The organism is Streptomyces musisoli (assembly GCF_016741855.1).
GTDB lineage: Bacteria > Actinomycetota > Actinomycetes > Streptomycetales > Streptomycetaceae > Streptomyces > Streptomyces musisoli.
In genome coordinates this window covers 79,241-94,911 of the sequence record NZ_JAERRH010000005.1, presented here as the reverse complement: position 1 = coordinate 94,911, position 15,671 = coordinate 79,241, and the positions used below count along the sequence as shown (strand labels likewise).

Below are 15,671 nucleotides of genomic sequence, written 5' to 3'. Positions count from 1 at the left end.
CGGGACGGCTCCCGGTACGCTCACGCGTTGCTGGCGGCCACCCAGCGCTCCAGCGTGCGCTTGGCCGCGCCCGAGTCGATCGACTCCGCGGCCTTCACCATGCCCGCGCGGATCTGCTCCGCGAGCGGCGCGTCCGTCGGCCGGAGCGCTACCAGCGCCGCCGCCGAGTTCAGCAGGACGGCGTCCCGTACGGCCCCCTGCTCGCCGTCGAGCAGCCGGCGCGCGACCTCGGCGTTGTAGGACGCGTCGGCGCCGCGCAGGGCTTCCACGGGCACGAGGTCGATGCCGACGTCCCGCGGGTCGAAGGTCTCCTCCGTCGCCTTGCCGTCGCGGACCACCCACACCCGGGAGGTGGCGGTGACGGTCAGCTCGTCCAGGCCGTCGTCGCCCCGGAAGACCAGTGAGGAGTTGCCGCGCTCGGCGAGCACGCCGGCCACGATCGGCGCCATGCGGGGGTCGGCCACACCGACGGCCTGCGACCGCACCTGGGCCGGGTTGGTCAGCGGACCGAGCACGTTGAAGGTGGTCCGGATGCCCAACTGGGAGCGCGCCGCGGCGACATGACGCAGGGACGGGTGGAACCGCACCGCGAAGCAGATGGTGATGCCGGCTTCCTCGGCGACCTCGGCGACCCGCCGCGGGGTCAGGTTCAGGTTGATCCCGAGCTTCTCCAGCACGTCGGAGGAGCCGGAGGCGGAGGACGCGGCACGGTTGCCGTGCTTGACGACCTTCGCGCCCGTGCCCGCGACGACGATCGAGGACATGGTGGAGATGTTCACCGTCTTGGCGCCGTCGCCGCCGGTGCCGACGATGTCGACGGCCGGGCCGGGCACCTCGATCACGTTCGCGTGGGCGTACATCGTCCGCACGAGCCCGGTGATCTCCTCGACCGTCTCGCCCTTGGCCCGCAGCGCCACCATGAAACCGGCGATCTGCGCGTCGGTCGCCTCCCCGCGCATGATCAGGTCCATCGCCCAGGCGGTGTCGTCGGCGGACAGATTGCGGCCGTCCAGCAGACCGTTCAGCAGGACGGGCCAGGAGCGGCCCGCCGCGGTGTCGCCTCCAGCGGGGGTCACAGCGCTCATCAGCCGCTCCTCGTAGACAGTCCTGAAACGTCGTACACCACCCTATCCAGCCCGGGGCATGGCGAAGGGCCCCGTCCGGGGTGCGGACGGGGCCCTTCGGCGTGGCGTGGCGACGCGGGGATCAGTGGTGGCCGTGGCCGCTCGTGATCTCCTTGTATTCCTCGACGGTCGGCTTCGGGATCTGGCTGTCCTCGCCGTAGTAGGCGTTGGACAGCTTGGCCCGCAGCTTCTCCGAGGCCGGCACCTTGCGCTCGACACCGTTCTCGTCGACCGTCGGGCCGATCTCGGCCGGCTCGTACTGGTGGTGGGCCGTGAGGGTGTGCAGCTGCTCCTGGCTGAGCGGCTCGTGCACCTCGATGAACTCACCGTGCGGCAGCCGCTTGATGATGCCCGTCTCGCGACCGTGCAGCACCTTGTCGTGGTCCCGGCGCTGGAGACCCAGGCAGATCCGCTTGGTCAGGATGAACGCGATGACCGGGCCGGCGAAGAAGAAGATCCGCACGAACCAGGTGACGGCGTTGATCGACAGGTGGAAGTGCGTGGCCCACAGGTCGTTGCCGCCGCCGACCAGGGTGATCATGTAGATCGTCACCCAGGCGACACCGAACGCGGTACGGGTCGGGGCGTTGCGCGGGCGGTCCAGGATGTGGTGCTCGCGCTTGTCGCCGGTGACCCAGGACTCGATGAACGGGTAGACCGCGATCACGGCCAGGACCAGCGGGAAGAGCACCAGCGGGATGAACACGCCCAGGACGAGCGTGTGACCCCAGAAGTTGATCTCCCAGCCCGGCATGAAGCGGATCAGACCCTCGGCGAAGCCCATGTACCAGTCGGGCTGGGCGCCGGTGGACACCTGGTCCGGACGGTAGGGGCCCATGGCCCAGATCGGGTTGATCTGGGCGACCGCCGCGATGGCCGCGATGACACCGAAGACCAGGAAGAAGAAGCCTCCGGCCTTCGCCATGTACACCGGCAGCAGCGGCATGCCGACGACGTTCTTCTCGCTCTTTCCGGGACCCGCGAACTGCGTGTGCTTGTGGTAGAAGACCAGGATCAGGTGCGCCACCATCAGGCCGAGCATGATGCCCGGCAGCAGCAGGATGTGGATCGAGTAGAACCGGGCGACGAAGTCGTGGCCGGGGAACTCTCCGCCGAACAGGAAGAACGACAGGTACGTGCCGATGATCGGCACGGACAGGATCGCGCCCTCCATGAAGCGGACACCGGTGCCGGAGAGCAGGTCGTCCGGGAGCGAGTAACCGGTGAAGCCGGTGAACATGCCGAGGACGAACAGCAGGAAGCCGAACAGCCAGTTGATCTCACGCGGCTTGCGGAACGCGCCGGTGAAGAACACGCGCATCATGTGCACGAACATGCCGGCGAGGAAGATCAGCGCGGCCCAGTGGTGGATCTGCCGGATCAGCAGACCACCGCGCACGTCGAAGGAGATGTGCAGGGTCGAGCTGAACGCCTCGGACATCAGCTGTCCCTGGAGCGGGACGTAGCTGCCGTGGTACTCCACCTCGTTCATCGACGGGTGGAAGAACAGCGTCAGATAGACACCCGTCAGGATGATGATGATGAAGCTGTACATGCACACTTCGCCCAACATGAACGACCAGTGGTCGGGGAAGATCTTGCGCATGTTGGCCTTGGCCAGGGAGTAGATCCCGAGCCGGCCGTCGGCCCAGTCGGCGATCCGCTCGCCGGCCGGGGCCTTCCCGCGGGAGCGGGAGGTCTCGTTCTCTGAAGTACTCATCCGCGCTCCCAGAATGCAGGACCGACGGGCTCCTCGAAGTCGCCGAGCGCCTGGAGGTAACCCTCACTGTCCACGCCGATGCGCAGCTGCGGCAGGGCGTGGCCGGCGGGGCCGAAGATCACTCGGGCGCCGTCGGAGAGGTCGAAGGTGGACTGGTGGCACGGGCACAGCACGTGGTGCGTCTGCTGCTCGTACAGCGAGATCGGGCAGCCGACGTGGGTGCAGATCTTCGAGAAGGCGACGATGCCCTGGTGCGACCAGTCGAGCTCGCGCTTGTCCTTGATGTTGTCCGGCTGGAGCCGGACGATCATCAGCGCGGCCTTGGCGATCTCCGTCTGGAATTCCTCGTCGTGCTCCTCCAGGCCGTCGGGCATGGCGAAGGTCAGCGAACCCACCGCGACGTCCTCGGGACGCAGCGGCTCGTTCGTGTTCATGTTGACCAGGCGCTTGCCCTTGGTCCACATCGTGTGGCGGAGCTTGGTGCCCGGCGCCGGGCCGAGACCGCCGAGCAGCATGACACCGGAGAGCGGCACCAGGGCCAGCGCACCGAACATGGTGTTGCGGATCAGCTTGCGGCGGCCGAGCGCCGACTCCTTGGCACCCTCGCGGAAGTCCGCGTGGACCTTCGCCCGGACCTCGGGAGAGGCCTCGATCGGGTGACGGTCGTCGGCGACCTCCACATCGGACATCAGGGTGCGGGCCCAGTGGACCGCGCCCGCGCCGATGCAGAACAGCGCCACGCCGAGGGTGATACCCAGCGTGAAGTTCATCGCGCTGAGGTGCCCGATCGGGAAGACGAAGATCGACTTGTCGTTCGGGATCACCAGGTACGCGACGATGAAGGCGATGGTGGCCAGCATCGACACCGTGAACAGCAGGGCGACCATGCGCTCGGACCGCCTGGCGGCCCGCTCGTCGACGTCCTGGATCCGGTGCTCGTGCGGCGGCAGCCCCGGGTCGGCGAACGGGTTCTCCTCGTCCGCGATCCCTACCGCGCCGTGGGCGTGGTCCTGCTCTGCGGGCAGGTTCTCTTCTGGAATGTCTTGGCTACTCATGACTTCTTGGCCTTTGCGGTCCGAGCGGCGACCCAGACGGCGACCGCGATCAGCGCGCCGAGACCGAAGATCCAGGCGAACAGGCCCTCACTGACCGGCCCGAGGCCGCCCAGCTCCAGGCCGCCGGGGTTCTCCGTCTTGCTGCCGTCGACCGCGTTCAGGTACGCGATGATGTCCTTCTTGTTCTTCTCCGACATCGTGGTGTCGGGGAAGGACGGCATGTTCTGCGGGCCCGTCTGCATGGCCTCGTAGATGTGCTTCGGAGCGACACCCTCAAGGCTCGGTGCGTACTTGCCCTTGGTCAGGGCGCCGCCCTTGCCGGTGAAGTTGTGGCACTGCGCGCAGTTGGTGCGGAACAGCTCGCCGCCCTTGGCGATGTCCGCGCCTTCCGGACCGTACTGCTGCTTGGTGGGCACGCTCGGACCGGCACCCAGCGACGCGACGTACGCGGCGAGCTGGTCGATCTGGGCCTGCGTGTAGATGATCTTCTTGCGCGGGACCTGGGCGCCCTGCGAGGTGGCGGCGGGCATACGGCCGGTGCCGACCTGGAAGTCGACGGCGGCGGCACCCACGCCGACGAGGCTCGGGCCGTCGGAGGAGCCCTGGCCACCGGTGCCGTGGCAGCTGGCGCAGCCGACCTGGTAGAGCTTCTTGCCCTCCTTGATGGTCAGGGACTGGGAGGTTTCATCGGCCTGCGCCTTGCCCGCGGGCGCGAACGCGGCGTACAGCCCCCCAGTGGCCGCCAGCGCGAGGAGTAGGACGACGACCGCCGCCAGCGGATGGCGTCGTCGTGCGGAGAGCTTTTTCACGGATTACCCCGGTGTCAGGATCTTCTGCGTCGGTGCTTCTGGATGTGCGGGAGCGGTCCCGGCTACTTGATCAGGTAGATCGTGGCGAAGAGGCCGATCCAGACGACATCGACGAAGTGCCAGTAGTAGGACACGACGATGGCGGCGGTCGCCTGCTCGTGCGTGAACCTCTTGGCCATGTAGGTACGGCCGAGGACCAGCAGGAAGGCGATGAGACCGCCCGTCACGTGCAGGCCGTGGAAGCCGGTGGTCAGGTAGAACACCGAGCCGTACGGGTCGGAGGACAGCGAGATGCCGTCCTTCTTCACCAGCTCCGTGTACTCGTAGATCTGACCGCCGATGAAGATCGCACCCATGATGAAGGTGAGGATGAACCAGCCACGGAGCTTCTTCACGTCGCCGCGCTCGGCCGCGAAGACGCCGAGCTGGCAGGTGAGGGAGGAGAGCACCAGGATCGTGGTGTTCGTGGCGGAGAAGGGCACATTGAGCGCCTCCGCCATCTCCTTCCAGTGAGCCGGTCCGGTCACCGACCGGAGGGTGAAGTACATCGCGAAGAGGGCCGCGAAGAACATCAGCTCGGAACTCAGCCAGATGATGGTTCCGACGCTGGTGAGGTTCGGCCGGTTGACCGACGGGTGCGCGTGCCCGGTTTCTACTGTCGTTGCTGTCGCCACGACCGACATTATGTCGGTCGCTTATCTCGCGCTCACTCCGGGGGGTGCCGTTCGGAGTGTTGCCGCCCGCCGAACCGGTGCTGACGTGGTGTTCATGGGAGTAACATCCGCCCAAACGGCCCTGTCCGTCCCGTCCGTACGACGCCGACGTCCCGGAGGAACAATGCAGCCGACCGCCACGGTGCTGGTCTACAGCGACGACTCCAACACCCGCGAGCAAGTGCGGCTGGCCGCCGGGCGCCGGCCCGCTCCGGACGTCCCCCTGGTGGAGTTCCTGGAGTGCGCGACTCCCGAGGCGGTGCTGCGGGAGCTGGACAAGGGGGGCATCGACGTCTGCGTGCTGGACGGTGAGGCCGTGCCGATGGGCGGCATGGGGGTGTGCCGGCAGATCAAGGACGAGGTGTTCAACTGCCCGCCCGTGCTGCTCCTGATGGGCCGGCCGCAGGACGCGTGGCTGGCCACGTGGAGCCGCGCCGACGCCGCCGTGACGCTGCCGGTGGACCCGGTGGAGTTCGCCTCCGCCCTGGCCTCTCTGCTGCGCCGCAAGAGGCTGCTGAGCGCCTAGCGGGGAGGGGCGCGCGGGTCGTGCGCGGCTGCCGGTTCGACGCGGCTCCTCGCGCGGCCGCCCGCGCCCCTTCACGTGGGTCACACGGCCGTCGGCTGGAGGCGTACCGCGTTCCCGGGCGCCGGGCCGTCCGGGGTGCCGCCGGTCAGGGCGCTGCCCGTGCGCCACTTCGTCCAGTCGACGTTCCAGTCGCCGAAGCCGTTGCCGAAGGGCTCCATGGGGTCGCCGTTGGAGTTGACGACCTTGACGATGTCGCCGGCCCGGATGTTGTCGAAGAACCACTCGGCGTTGGACGTGCTCATCCCGGTGCAGCCGTGGCTGACGTTCTCGTACCCCTGGGAGCCGACGGACCAGGGCGCCGCGTGGACGTACTCGCCGGACCAGGTGACCCGGGTGGCGTAGTACACCGGCAGGTCGTAGGAGTCGGAACTGCCCTCGGCGATGCCGACGGTGGTGCCGCGCATCCGTACGAAGTACTGCTTCTCCAGTACGACCTTGACACCGTTGCGGGTCTCGAAGCCGGCCTTGCCGGTGGTGACCGGGATCTGCTCGACCTGCCGGCCGTTCTTGAAGTACGTGAGCTGGTGCGCGGCGGCGTCCGTGACGACCTCGACCCGGTCGCCGATGGTGAGCCTGAGCGCCTTGGACTTCCCGCCCCACAGCCGGTCGTTGATCCTGAGGCCGTCCAGGTTGCTGTGCACCTGGATCGTGGCGTGGGCGGGCCAGTAGTCCTTGGGGCGGTAGTGGAGTTCCTTGTTGCTCACCCAGTACCAGGAGCCCTGCACGGCCGGCACGGAGTCCACCCTCAGGGCACGCTCCACGACGGCGCGCTGCGCCTTGTCCTTGATCTCCTGGTCGAGTTGGGCCGTGACGGGCTGGCCGACGCCGTACGTGCCCGTGCCCGGCCCGAACGTGACGCCCAGGCGTTTCCTGCTGGTGGGCTTGCTGGTGTCGAAGGTGAGGACCATGCGGCCGGGTGCGCCGTCCTCGTCCTCGGTGCTCACCGTGACCGTGTAATGGGCATTGGCGGCCAGCGGGGAGGTGCTGTGCCAGCGGCTGCCGTCGGCGGCGAGTTCGCCCGTCACATGACGCCCTGTGGAGTCCTGGGCGGTGACGTCCGTGATGCGGCCCTCACCGCTGTTCGCGGTGACCTCCAGGGGCTTGTCCGGGTCGGCCCGCTTCCCCTCGGTGGGGCCGTTGAAGGAGATCAGGTCCGCTGCGTCGTACGGCCTGGCCGACAGGGGGTTGCCGTCCGAACCGCAAGCGGTGACGCCCGCACCGAGGGCGGTCACCAGCAGGGTGCAGCTGACGACGGTGCGGGTCCGCGCAGTGTGGTTCATATGATCACGCTATGAGATGAAGACATTACCGGCGCGGTGAGTGATCCTTTCGGGCGAACGCCGTTCCGGTGAAGGACGGAGCCGCCCCGGGCCGCCGGAAAAGGCCGGGAGCCCGGACCCTCCGTCAGGAAGGTCCGGGCTCCCGGTGCGTACGGCGCGCGCCCTACTGGGTGCGGTTCTCGCCGTGGTAGTACTCGAACACCCAGCCGAACAGGCCGACCACGATGAACGGCGCGGAGAAGTAGATCAGCCACCAGCCGATCGCGATGCTGAGGAAGGCGATCGCGCCGCCGAATCCCAGCATGAGCGGCTGCCAGCTGTGCGGGCTGAAGAAGCCCAGCTCGCCCGCGTCGTCCGCGACGTCGGCCTCCTTGTCGTCCTGGGCGCCCGCGTCGACCCGCCGGGCGGTGAAGCCCAGGTAGAAGCCGATCATGACGCTCAGGCCGAAGGCCAGGAAGAGCGCGGTGGTACCGGCAGGCTCCTTCGACCACACGCCATACACGATGGCCATGATCAGGATGAAGACGCTCAGCCAGATGAACATCCGACCCTGGATCTTCACTTGCCGGCCTCCTTGCTGCCCGCGACGGCGGTGCCGTGACCGGCGTGCTCGAGCTGCTCGAGCGCGGCGATCTCAGGGTGGTGCAGGTCGAACGCCGGGGATTCGCTGCGGATCCGCGGCAGGGTGAGGAAGTTGTGCCGGGGCGGCGGGCAGGAGGTCGCCCACTCGAGCGAGCGGCCGTAGCCCCACGGGTCGTCGACGCCGACCGGCTTGCCGTACTTGGCCGTCTTCCACACGTTGTAGAGGAACGGCAGGATCGACAGGCCGAGCAGGAAGGAGCTGATCGTCGAGATCGTGTTCAGGGCGGTGAAGCCGTCGGCCGCCAGGTAGTCGGCGTACCGGCGCGGCATGCCCTCGGCACCCAGCCAGTGCTGGACGAGGAACGTGCCGTGGAAGCCGACGAACAGCGTCCAGAAGGTGATCTTGCCGAGGCGCTCGTCGAGCATCTTGCCCGTCATCTTCGGCCACCAGAAGTGGAAGCCGGAGAACATCGCGAAGACGACCGTTCCGAAGACCACGTAGTGGAAGTGCGCCACCACGAAGTACGAGTCGGAGACGTGGAAGTCCATCGGCGGCGAGGCCAGGATGACACCGGTCAGACCACCGAACGTGAAGGTGATCAGGAAGCCGACCGCCCAGAGCATCGGCGTCTCGAAGGACAGCGAGCCCTTCCACATCGTGCCGATCCAGTTGAAGAACTTCACACCGGTCGGTACGGCGATCAGGAAGGTCATGAAGGAGAAGAACGGCAGCAGCACACCACCGGTGACGTACATGTGGTGGGCCCACACCGTCACGGACAGGCCGGCGATCGCGACGGTCGCGGCGATCAGGCCCATGTAGCCGAACATCGGCTTGCGGGAGAACACCGGGATCACTTCGCTGATGATGCCGAAGAACGGCAGCGCGATGATGTACACCTCTGGATGGCCGAAGAACCAGAAGAGGTGTTGCCACAGCAAGGCTCCGCCGTTGGCGGCGTCGAAGACGTGGGCACCGAACTTGCGGTCCGCCTCCAGGGCGAACAGCGCGGCCGCGAGGACCGGGAAGGCCAGCAGGACCAGCACGGCGGTCAGCAGCACGTTCCACACGAAGATCGGCATGCGGAACATGGTCATGCCCGGGGCACGCATGCAGATGATCGTGGTGATGAAGTTGACCGAGCCGAGGATGGTGCCGAAGCCGGAGAAGGCCAGACCCATGATCCACATGTCGGCGCCGATGCCCGGCGAACGGACCGCGTCCGACAGCGGGGAGTAGGCGAACCAGCCGAAGTCGGCCGCGCCGTCCGGGGTGAGGAAGCCGCCCACCGCGATCGTCGAGCCGAACAGGTAGAGCCAGTAGGCGAACATGTTCAGCCGCGGGAACGCCACGTCGGGCGCGCCGATCTGGAGCGGCATGATCCAGTTGGCGAAACCGGCGAACAGCGGCGTCGCGAACATCAGCAGCATGATCGTGCCGTGCATCGTGAACGCCTGGTTGAACTGCTCGTTCGACATGAACTGGAGGCCCGGCCGGGCCAGCTCGGCGCGCATCAGCAGCGCCATCACGCCGCCGATCAGGAAGAACGCGAACGAGGTGACCAGATACAGCGTGCCGATCGTCTTGTGGTCGGTGGTCGTCAGCCACTTCACCACGACATTGCCGGGCTGCTTGCGCCTGACCGGCAGCTCGTCGGCGTAGCCTTCAGCTGCCGCGGCACCCTGGGGTTCGTTGAGGATGCTCACAGGTTGTTCGTCTCCCGGTTCTTCTCGTGGCTCGTCTGCGCGATGCCGGCGGGAATGTAACCGGTCTGCCCCTTCTTGGCGAGGTCCTTGAGGTGCTGCTCGTACCGCTCGGGGGAGACGACCTTCACGTTGAACAGCATCCGGGAGTGGTCGACGCCGCAGAGCTCGGCGCACTTGCCGAGGAAGGTGCCCTCCTTGTTGGGGGTCACCTGGAAGGCGTTGGTGTGGCCCGGGATGACGTCCTGCTTCATGAGGAACGGCACCACCCAGAAGGAGTGGATGACGTCACGCGAGGTCAGGACGAAGCGGACCGTCTTGCCCTTGGGGAGCCAGAGCGTCGGACCGGGGTTGCCCGTCTGCGGGTTCCGCGTGCCGGGCGTGCCGACGTCGTAGACGCCGCCGGCGTTCGCCGGGAATTCCTTCTTGAACCGGTCCGGAATGGCGTCCAGGTTCTTGTCGGTCTTGGCATTGCCGGTGGAACCGGGGACGTTCTCGATGTAGTTGAAGCCCCAGCTCCACTGGAAGCCGACCACGTTGACCGTGACGTCGGGCTTCTTGTCGGTGAGGCTGAGCAGCTTCGACTCGTCCCGTGCCGTGAAGTAGAAGAGCACCGAGATGATGATGATCGGGACCACCGTGTACAGGGCCTCGATCGGCATGTTGTACCGGGTCTGCGGAGGAACCTCGACCTTGGTGCGGCTACGCCGGTGGAAGATCGTGCTCCACAGAATCAGGCCCCACACCAGCACGCCGGTGGCCAGCGCGGCAGCCCAGGAGCCCTGCCACAGGGAGAGGATCCGCGGAGCCTCTTCCGTGGTCGGGGTGGGCATGCCAAGGCGGGGGAAGTCCTTGTATGTGCAACCGGTGGCGGTCGCCAGGACCAGGCCCGCGGTCAGTGCCTGCAGCAGCTTCCGCCGCATCGGGCGCCGCGGCGAGCGGTCGGAGCCGTTGGGACTCACGTAGCGCCTTCCCGAGAGTCTCGCCCGCGCGGTCGGCTGCGGCCTTCTCGCTGGTCGGTCGCCGCCCTGCGTCGGGCAGGGGTTTGGATGTTTATGCGGACCAAACCCTAGCCGACGCCTTCCGGGGGTTCGCGGGGAGGGGGGCATACGCGCCGCGTCTCACTCCGACGGGGTGGGATTGGGCGTCTAATAGCTCGGGTTGTAGCGGTTTGGGTTGCGGCCCCAGGTGCGGTGTGGTTGCTCGCGGCCAGGGGCGAAGCCGCATGTCAGCACGGCTGCGCGCCCCTGCGGCCGACTGCCCCTCGGCAGGCTCTACCGTAGCTGTGTGTCCTACTTCGACGCCGCGTCCGCCGCCCCTCTGCACCCCGTGGCCCGTCAGGCCCTGACGGCCTCCCTGGACGAGGGTTGGGCCGATCCCGCACGCCTGTACCGGGAGGGGCGCAGGGCCCGGATGCTGCTCGACGCCGCCCGGGAGGCGGCCGCCGAGGCCGTGGGGTGCCGGGCCGACGAGGTGGTGTTCACCTCGTCCGGCACGCGAGCCGTACACGTGGGCGTCGCGGGGGCGTTGGCCGGTCGGCGCCGGGTCGGACGCCACCTGATCGTGTCCGCGGTCGAACACTCCTCCGTACTCCATTCGGCGGAAGTGTTCGAGGCGGAGGGCGGCTCCGTCGGCCGGGTGCCGGTGAACCGGGCCGGGGCCGTCGACCCGTCGTCCTTCGCCGCGGCCCTCCGCCCCGACACCGCGCTGGCGTGCCTGCAGTCGGCCAACCACGAGGTCGGCACCGTGCAGCCGGTGGCCGAGGTGGCCGGGGTGTGCCGGGCGGCCGGGGTGCCGCTGCTGGTGGACGCGGCGCAGACGCTGGGCTGGGAACCGGTCGGGGGCGACTGGTCGCTGCTGACGGCCAGCGCGCACAAGTGGGGCGGGCCGTCCGGTGTCGGGCTGCTCGTCGTCCGCAAGGGGGTGCGGTTCGCCGCCCAAGGGCCGGTGGACGAGCGGGAGTCGGGCCGGGCGCCCGGTTTCGAGAACATCCCGGGGATCGTGGCGGCCGTGGCCTCGCTGCGCGCGGTACGGGCCGAGGCGGCCCAGGAGGCGGTACGGCTGCGGGAACTGACGGAGCGGATCCGGGCGCGGGTGCCGGAGCTGGTGCCGGACGTGGAGGTGGTCGGCGACGCCGAGCACCGGCTGCCCGGGATCGTCACGTTCTCCTGCCTCTACGTCGACGGTGAGGCGCTGCTGCACGAGCTGGACCGGGCGGGCTTCTCGGTCTCCTCCGGCTCCTCCTGCACGAGCAGCACGCTGACGCCCAGCCATGTACTGAAGGCGATGGGGGTGCTGAGCGAGGGGAACGTACGGGTGTCCCTGCCCCCGGGCACGGCGGAGGCGGACGTGGAACGGTTCCTGGAGGTGCTGCCGGGGGCGGTGGCCGGGGTGCGGGAGAAGCTCGGGGCGCCGGCGGCGCCGGCCACCGGGACGGGCCCCGGGGAACTGCTGGTCGACTCCCTGGGCAAGCGCTGCCCGATCCCCGTCATCGAGCTGGCCAAGGTGATCGGACAGGTCCCGGTGGACGGCATCGTACGGGTCCTCTCCGACGACGAGGCGGCCCGCCTGGACATCCCGGCATGGTGCGAGATGCGGGGCCAGCAGTACATCGGAGAAGAACCGACAGAAGCCGGCACGGCGTACTTGGTACGCCGGGTGAGCTGAGGGGGCGGGGCGCAGCCCCCGAAGGGGCGCGGGGCGCAGCCCCGAAGGGGCACGGGGCTGGGCCGATATGCGGCTCCGCCGCGCGGGCGCGACCAGCCCCCACGCACCCGCACCCGACAACGGCAGCGGACCAGGGGGCCCAGCCCCCGAAGGGGCGCGGGGCGCAGCCCCGAAGGGGCGCGGGGAACTGCGCGACCAGCCCCCACGCACCCGCACCCGACAACGGCTCAGGCAAGGCGCAGCCCCCCGCACCCGACAACGGCTCAGGCCAGGGCGCAGCCCCCCTCAGCGGAGGTGGGTCTGGACTTCCTGCCCGGCCTCGTCCCCGTACGCCTTCACGAACCGCTCCATGAAGTGCCCCCGCCGCAGCTGGTACTCCTGCGTACCCACGGTCTCGATGACGAGCGTCGCCAGCATGCAGCCCACCTGCGCCGCGCGCTCCAGCGGGACACCCCAGGCCAGCCCGGACAGGAACCCCGCGCGGAAGGCGTCGCCGACACCCGTGGGGTCGGCCTTGCGCTCCTCCTCCGGGCAGCCGACCTCGATCGGGTCCTCACCGGCCCGCTCGATGCGCACGCCCCGCGAGCCGAGCGTGGTGACCCGGTGGCCGACCTTGGCCAGGATCTCCTCGCCGGTCCAGCCGGTCTTGGACTCGATCAGGCCCTTCTCGTACTCGTTGGAGAAGAGGTACGTCGCCCCGTCCAGCAGTATCCGGATCTCCTCGCCCTCCATCCGGGCGATCTGCTGGGAGAAGTCGGCGGCGAAGGGGATGTTCCGGGAGCGGCACTCCTCCGTGTGGCGGAGCATCGCCTCCGGGTCGTCGGCGCCGATGAGGACCAGGTCGAGGCCGCCGACACGGTCGGCGACGGTCTTCAGCTCGATCAGCCGGGCCTCGCTCATCGCGCCCGTGTAGAAGGAGCCGATCTGGTTGTGGTCGGCGTCGGTGGTGCACACGAAGCGGGCGGTGTGCAGGGTCTCGGAGATGCGGACCGAGTCGGTGTCCACACCGTGCCGGTCGAGCCAGGCCCGGTATTCGTCGAAGTCGAAGCCGGCGGCGCCGACCAGGATCGGCGCGGTGCCGAGCTGGCCCATGCCGAAGGCGATGTTGGCGGCGACGCCGCCGCGGCGGACGTCGAGGTTGTCGACCAGGAAGGAGAGCGAAACCGTGTGCAGCTGGTCCGCGACGAACTGGTCGGCGAAACGGCCGGGGAAGGTCATGAGGTGGTCGGTGGCGATGGAGCCGGTGACTGCAATGCGCACGACGGGGATTCTCCTGCGGGAGGCGGGATTGACAGTTCACGCTACCCGCTCGGGGGCCGCCACTGAAGCTGGCAAAACTACCCGATAGTAGATCTTTCTTCGCAGGCTTCGCCGTGCCTACGGTGCGGTCATGACGAATCTCAGGGCCACCCCCTCCGCCCCTGCCGACCTCGACGGCGGTCTCGCCTCCCTGCGCGGCGACTGCGCACGGATGGCTCCGCACTGGGCGGCCCCGGAGCATGCCGCGTCCCGGCCGGTGTCACCGTCCCGTATCCACGGGGTGACCGTGCCGACGCGGTCGGCCAGGCTGCTGGACGCGATGTCGGACTACGGCGACTGAGGCGCGCCGGGCGCGTTCCCCGGGAACCGCGCGCTCCCCTCCCGCGTCCCATCGGCGTCCCCCGCGCAGGGGATGCGGGACACGATCCAGCGAGGAGCGATGCGGTGAACACCGAGCGGCCTGAGAACTCCGGGAACGCGGACGTCCCGGAGGCATCCGAAGAGCGTACGGCGGGGGACGCGGGCGGCCGGGACGGACGGCGGCGGTCGCCCGCCGTCGTCGTGTCCGTCGCCGCGGCCGTCCTGGTGGTCGGCGGCGGTGGCGCGTACCTCGCCGCGAGCAGCGACACGGGCGGCCGTACGGGCGGTCCGGCCGCCTCCCGCGGGGACGCCACTCCCCCGCCGCTGGTGCTGGACGGCTGGGGGGACGACGGCACCGGCGGTATCGCGCCCGGTGAGCCGGATCCCTACGGTGCCCGGTACGTGGCGGCGGGCGAGCTGCCGGACGGCCCGGGCTCGGCGTCGGTGTACGAGCCGGCCGCCGAGGTGGGCCGGGAGCAGGTGGTCCGGCTGGCGAAGGCGCTCGGTCTGGACGGGGCGCCGGTGGCCGAGGGGCGAAGCTGGCGGGTCGGCGGCAAGGACGGCTTCGGACCGAGTCTCCAGGTGAGCCGGGACGCGCCGGGCAGCTGGACGTACTCCCGGTACGCGCCCGGCACCGACAACTGCCGCAAGGTGACCGTCTGCACGCAGGACCCGGGTGCACCGGCCGGCGCACCGGTGAGCGTGGCCGAGGCGGAGCGGGCGGCGGCACCGGTGCTGAAGGCGGCGGGGCTGGACGACGCGAAGATCGACGCGAGCCAGGTCATGGGCGCCCAGCGGGTGGTCAACGCCGATCCGGTGGTCGGGGGGCTGCCCACGTACGGCTGGACGACCGGTCTGACGGTCGACCGCAAGGGTGAACTGATGGGCGGGCACGGGTTGTTGGGCACGCCGGTGAAGAGCGACACGTATCCCGTGCTGGGCGCCGCGAAGACGCTGGAGCTGATGAACGGGGCGGCGAAGGGCACGAAGGGCGACCACCGGATGGGTATCGGCGGGTGTGCCAGCCCGGTGCCGTTGAAGGACCGGCTGGAGCAGCCGTGCGGCGCGTCCACGGGGGCGCCGAAGCCGGCCGGGCAGACGGTCACGGTCGACAAGGCGGTGTTCGGACTGGCCGCGCACGCCGTCGGCGGACGGCAGACGCTGGTGCCGTCCTGGCTGTTCCAGGTGCGGGGGTCCGGGGCGGCCGACGGGTTCACGGTGACGTATCCGGCGGTCGACCCGGCCTATCTGGCCTCGGCGTCCGCGCCGTCGGCTTCCGCGCCGTCGGCTTCCGCGCCGTCGGCGTCGCGGCCCTCCAAGGCCCCCGGGAAGAGCCGGAGCGTGATGGTGTCGGCCTACACGGCCGAGGGACGGACGCTGAACCTGAGCTTCTTCGGCGGGGTGTGCGCCGACTACCGGACGTCGGCACGGGAGAGCGGCGACCGGGTGACGGTGACGGTCACCGAGACGCCCTGGCCGGACAAGGTGTGCGTGCTGATCGCCAGGGAGTACGTGAAGACCGTGCGGCTGGACGCGCCGCTGGACGGGCGGAAGGTGGTGGGCACGGACGGCAAGGCGGTCCCGAAGGCGAAGGCGGGCTCGCTGCGGCCGGACGCGTCCGCGCAGCCGCGCTGATTCCCGCCGGCGCCGGCGCCGTCCGCGCAGCCGCGTTGATTCCCGCCGGCCACGCCCGCGCGGCCGCGATTGCTTCCGGCCACGTCAGCGCGGCCGTGCCCGTTCCCGCCGGACACGCTCGCGGCGGTTTCCCGCCGGACGCATGAAGGCGGCGGCCCCGGCTGTGGGGGCCGCCG

Annotated in this window: 14 protein-coding genes; 4 read left to right on the top strand and 10 right to left on the bottom strand. The window is 69.5% G+C overall.

Features of this window, described 5'->3' with window-relative positions; genetic code table 11:
- Positions 1–20 precede the first annotated feature (20 nt).
- The 5 genes from trpD to ctaE all read right to left on the bottom strand — a co-directional run bounded on the left by trpD (position 21) and on the right by ctaE (position 5,391).
- Entirely contained in the window at positions 21–1,085 is a 1,065-nt protein-coding gene (gene trpD / locus JK361_RS15720; protein WP_201817926.1) for an anthranilate phosphoribosyltransferase, read from the bottom strand.
- A gap of 121 nt (positions 1,086–1,206) precedes the next feature.
- On the bottom strand, positions 1,207–2,844 hold the full coding sequence (gene qcrB, locus JK361_RS15715; protein WP_201817923.1) for a cytochrome bc1 complex cytochrome b subunit: 1,638 nt from the start codon (positions 2,842–2,844) through the stop codon (positions 1,207–1,209).
- On the bottom strand, positions 2,841–3,899 hold the full coding sequence (qcrA, locus tag JK361_RS15710) for a cytochrome bc1 complex Rieske iron-sulfur subunit (protein WP_201817920.1): 1,059 nt from the start codon (positions 3,897–3,899) through the stop codon (positions 2,841–2,843). Before qcrA ends, qcrB begins: the two co-directional genes overlap by 4 nt.
- Positions 3,896–4,708: a cytochrome bc1 complex diheme cytochrome c subunit gene (gene qcrC / locus JK361_RS15705; protein WP_201817917.1), complete on the bottom strand. Its 813-nt coding sequence runs from the start codon at positions 4,706–4,708 to the stop codon at positions 3,896–3,898. The genes qcrA and qcrC overlap by 4 nt, the downstream gene beginning before the upstream one ends.
- Before the next feature lie 62 nt (positions 4,709–4,770).
- A complete protein-coding gene (ctaE, locus tag JK361_RS15700; protein WP_014672235.1) occupies positions 4,771–5,391 on the bottom strand; it encodes an aa3-type cytochrome oxidase subunit III in 621 nt (206 codons plus the stop codon).
- Positions 5,392–5,545: 154 nt separating this feature from the next.
- Here ctaE and JK361_RS15695 point away from each other — a divergent pair, with 154 nt between their 5' ends.
- Positions 5,546–5,947: a response regulator gene (locus tag JK361_RS15695; protein ID WP_201817914.1), complete on the top strand. Its 402-nt coding sequence runs from the start codon at positions 5,546–5,548 to the stop codon at positions 5,945–5,947.
- Between the two features lie 80 nt (positions 5,948–6,027).
- On the opposite strand, the gene JK361_RS15690 is transcribed toward JK361_RS15695, so the two are convergent.
- From JK361_RS15690 to ctaC, 4 genes are all read right to left on the bottom strand, one after another.
- Positions 6,028–7,287, bottom strand: a complete 1,260-nt coding sequence (locus JK361_RS15690; RefSeq protein ID WP_201817910.1) for a L,D-transpeptidase — start codon at positions 7,285–7,287, stop codon at positions 6,028–6,030.
- A 163-nt stretch (positions 7,288–7,450) separates the two neighbouring features.
- On the bottom strand, positions 7,451–7,849 hold the full coding sequence (locus JK361_RS15685; RefSeq protein ID WP_184973324.1) for a cytochrome c oxidase subunit 4: 399 nt from the start codon (positions 7,847–7,849) through the stop codon (positions 7,451–7,453).
- Positions 7,846–9,576: an aa3-type cytochrome oxidase subunit I gene (gene ctaD, locus JK361_RS15680; protein ID WP_201817908.1), complete on the bottom strand. Its 1,731-nt coding sequence runs from the start codon at positions 9,574–9,576 to the stop codon at positions 7,846–7,848. Before ctaD ends, JK361_RS15685 begins: the two co-directional genes overlap by 4 nt.
- Positions 9,573–10,535: an aa3-type cytochrome oxidase subunit II gene (ctaC, locus tag JK361_RS15675; RefSeq protein WP_201817894.1), complete on the bottom strand. Its 963-nt coding sequence runs from the start codon at positions 10,533–10,535 to the stop codon at positions 9,573–9,575. The genes ctaD and ctaC overlap by 4 nt, the downstream gene beginning before the upstream one ends.
- Positions 10,536–10,860: 325 nt before the next feature.
- Between ctaC and JK361_RS15670 the strand changes: the two genes are divergently transcribed.
- Positions 10,861–12,240 (top strand): cysteine desulfurase/sulfurtransferase TusA family protein, encoded by a 1,380-nt coding sequence (locus JK361_RS15670; protein ID WP_201817890.1) that lies wholly within the window; start codon positions 10,861–10,863, stop codon positions 12,238–12,240.
- A 285-nt stretch (positions 12,241–12,525) separates the two neighbouring features.
- On the opposite strand, the gene JK361_RS15665 is transcribed toward JK361_RS15670, so the two are convergent.
- Entirely contained in the window at positions 12,526–13,500 is a 975-nt protein-coding gene (locus tag JK361_RS15665; protein ID WP_201817887.1) for a carbohydrate kinase family protein, read from the bottom strand.
- A gap of 130 nt (positions 13,501–13,630) precedes the next feature.
- On the opposite strand from JK361_RS15665, the gene JK361_RS15660 reads away from it, so the two are divergent.
- Both JK361_RS15660 and JK361_RS15655 read left to right on the top strand, forming a co-directional pair.
- The gene (locus tag JK361_RS15660; protein ID WP_201817884.1) at positions 13,631–13,840 is read left to right on the top strand and encodes a hypothetical protein; all 210 of its coding nucleotides are present in this window, start codon (positions 13,631–13,633) and stop codon (positions 13,838–13,840) included.
- Between the two features lie 104 nt (positions 13,841–13,944).
- Positions 13,945–15,495, top strand: a complete 1,551-nt coding sequence (locus tag JK361_RS15655) for a hypothetical protein (RefSeq protein ID WP_201817882.1) — start codon at positions 13,945–13,947, stop codon at positions 15,493–15,495.
- Positions 15,496–15,671: the final 176 nt, after the last annotated feature.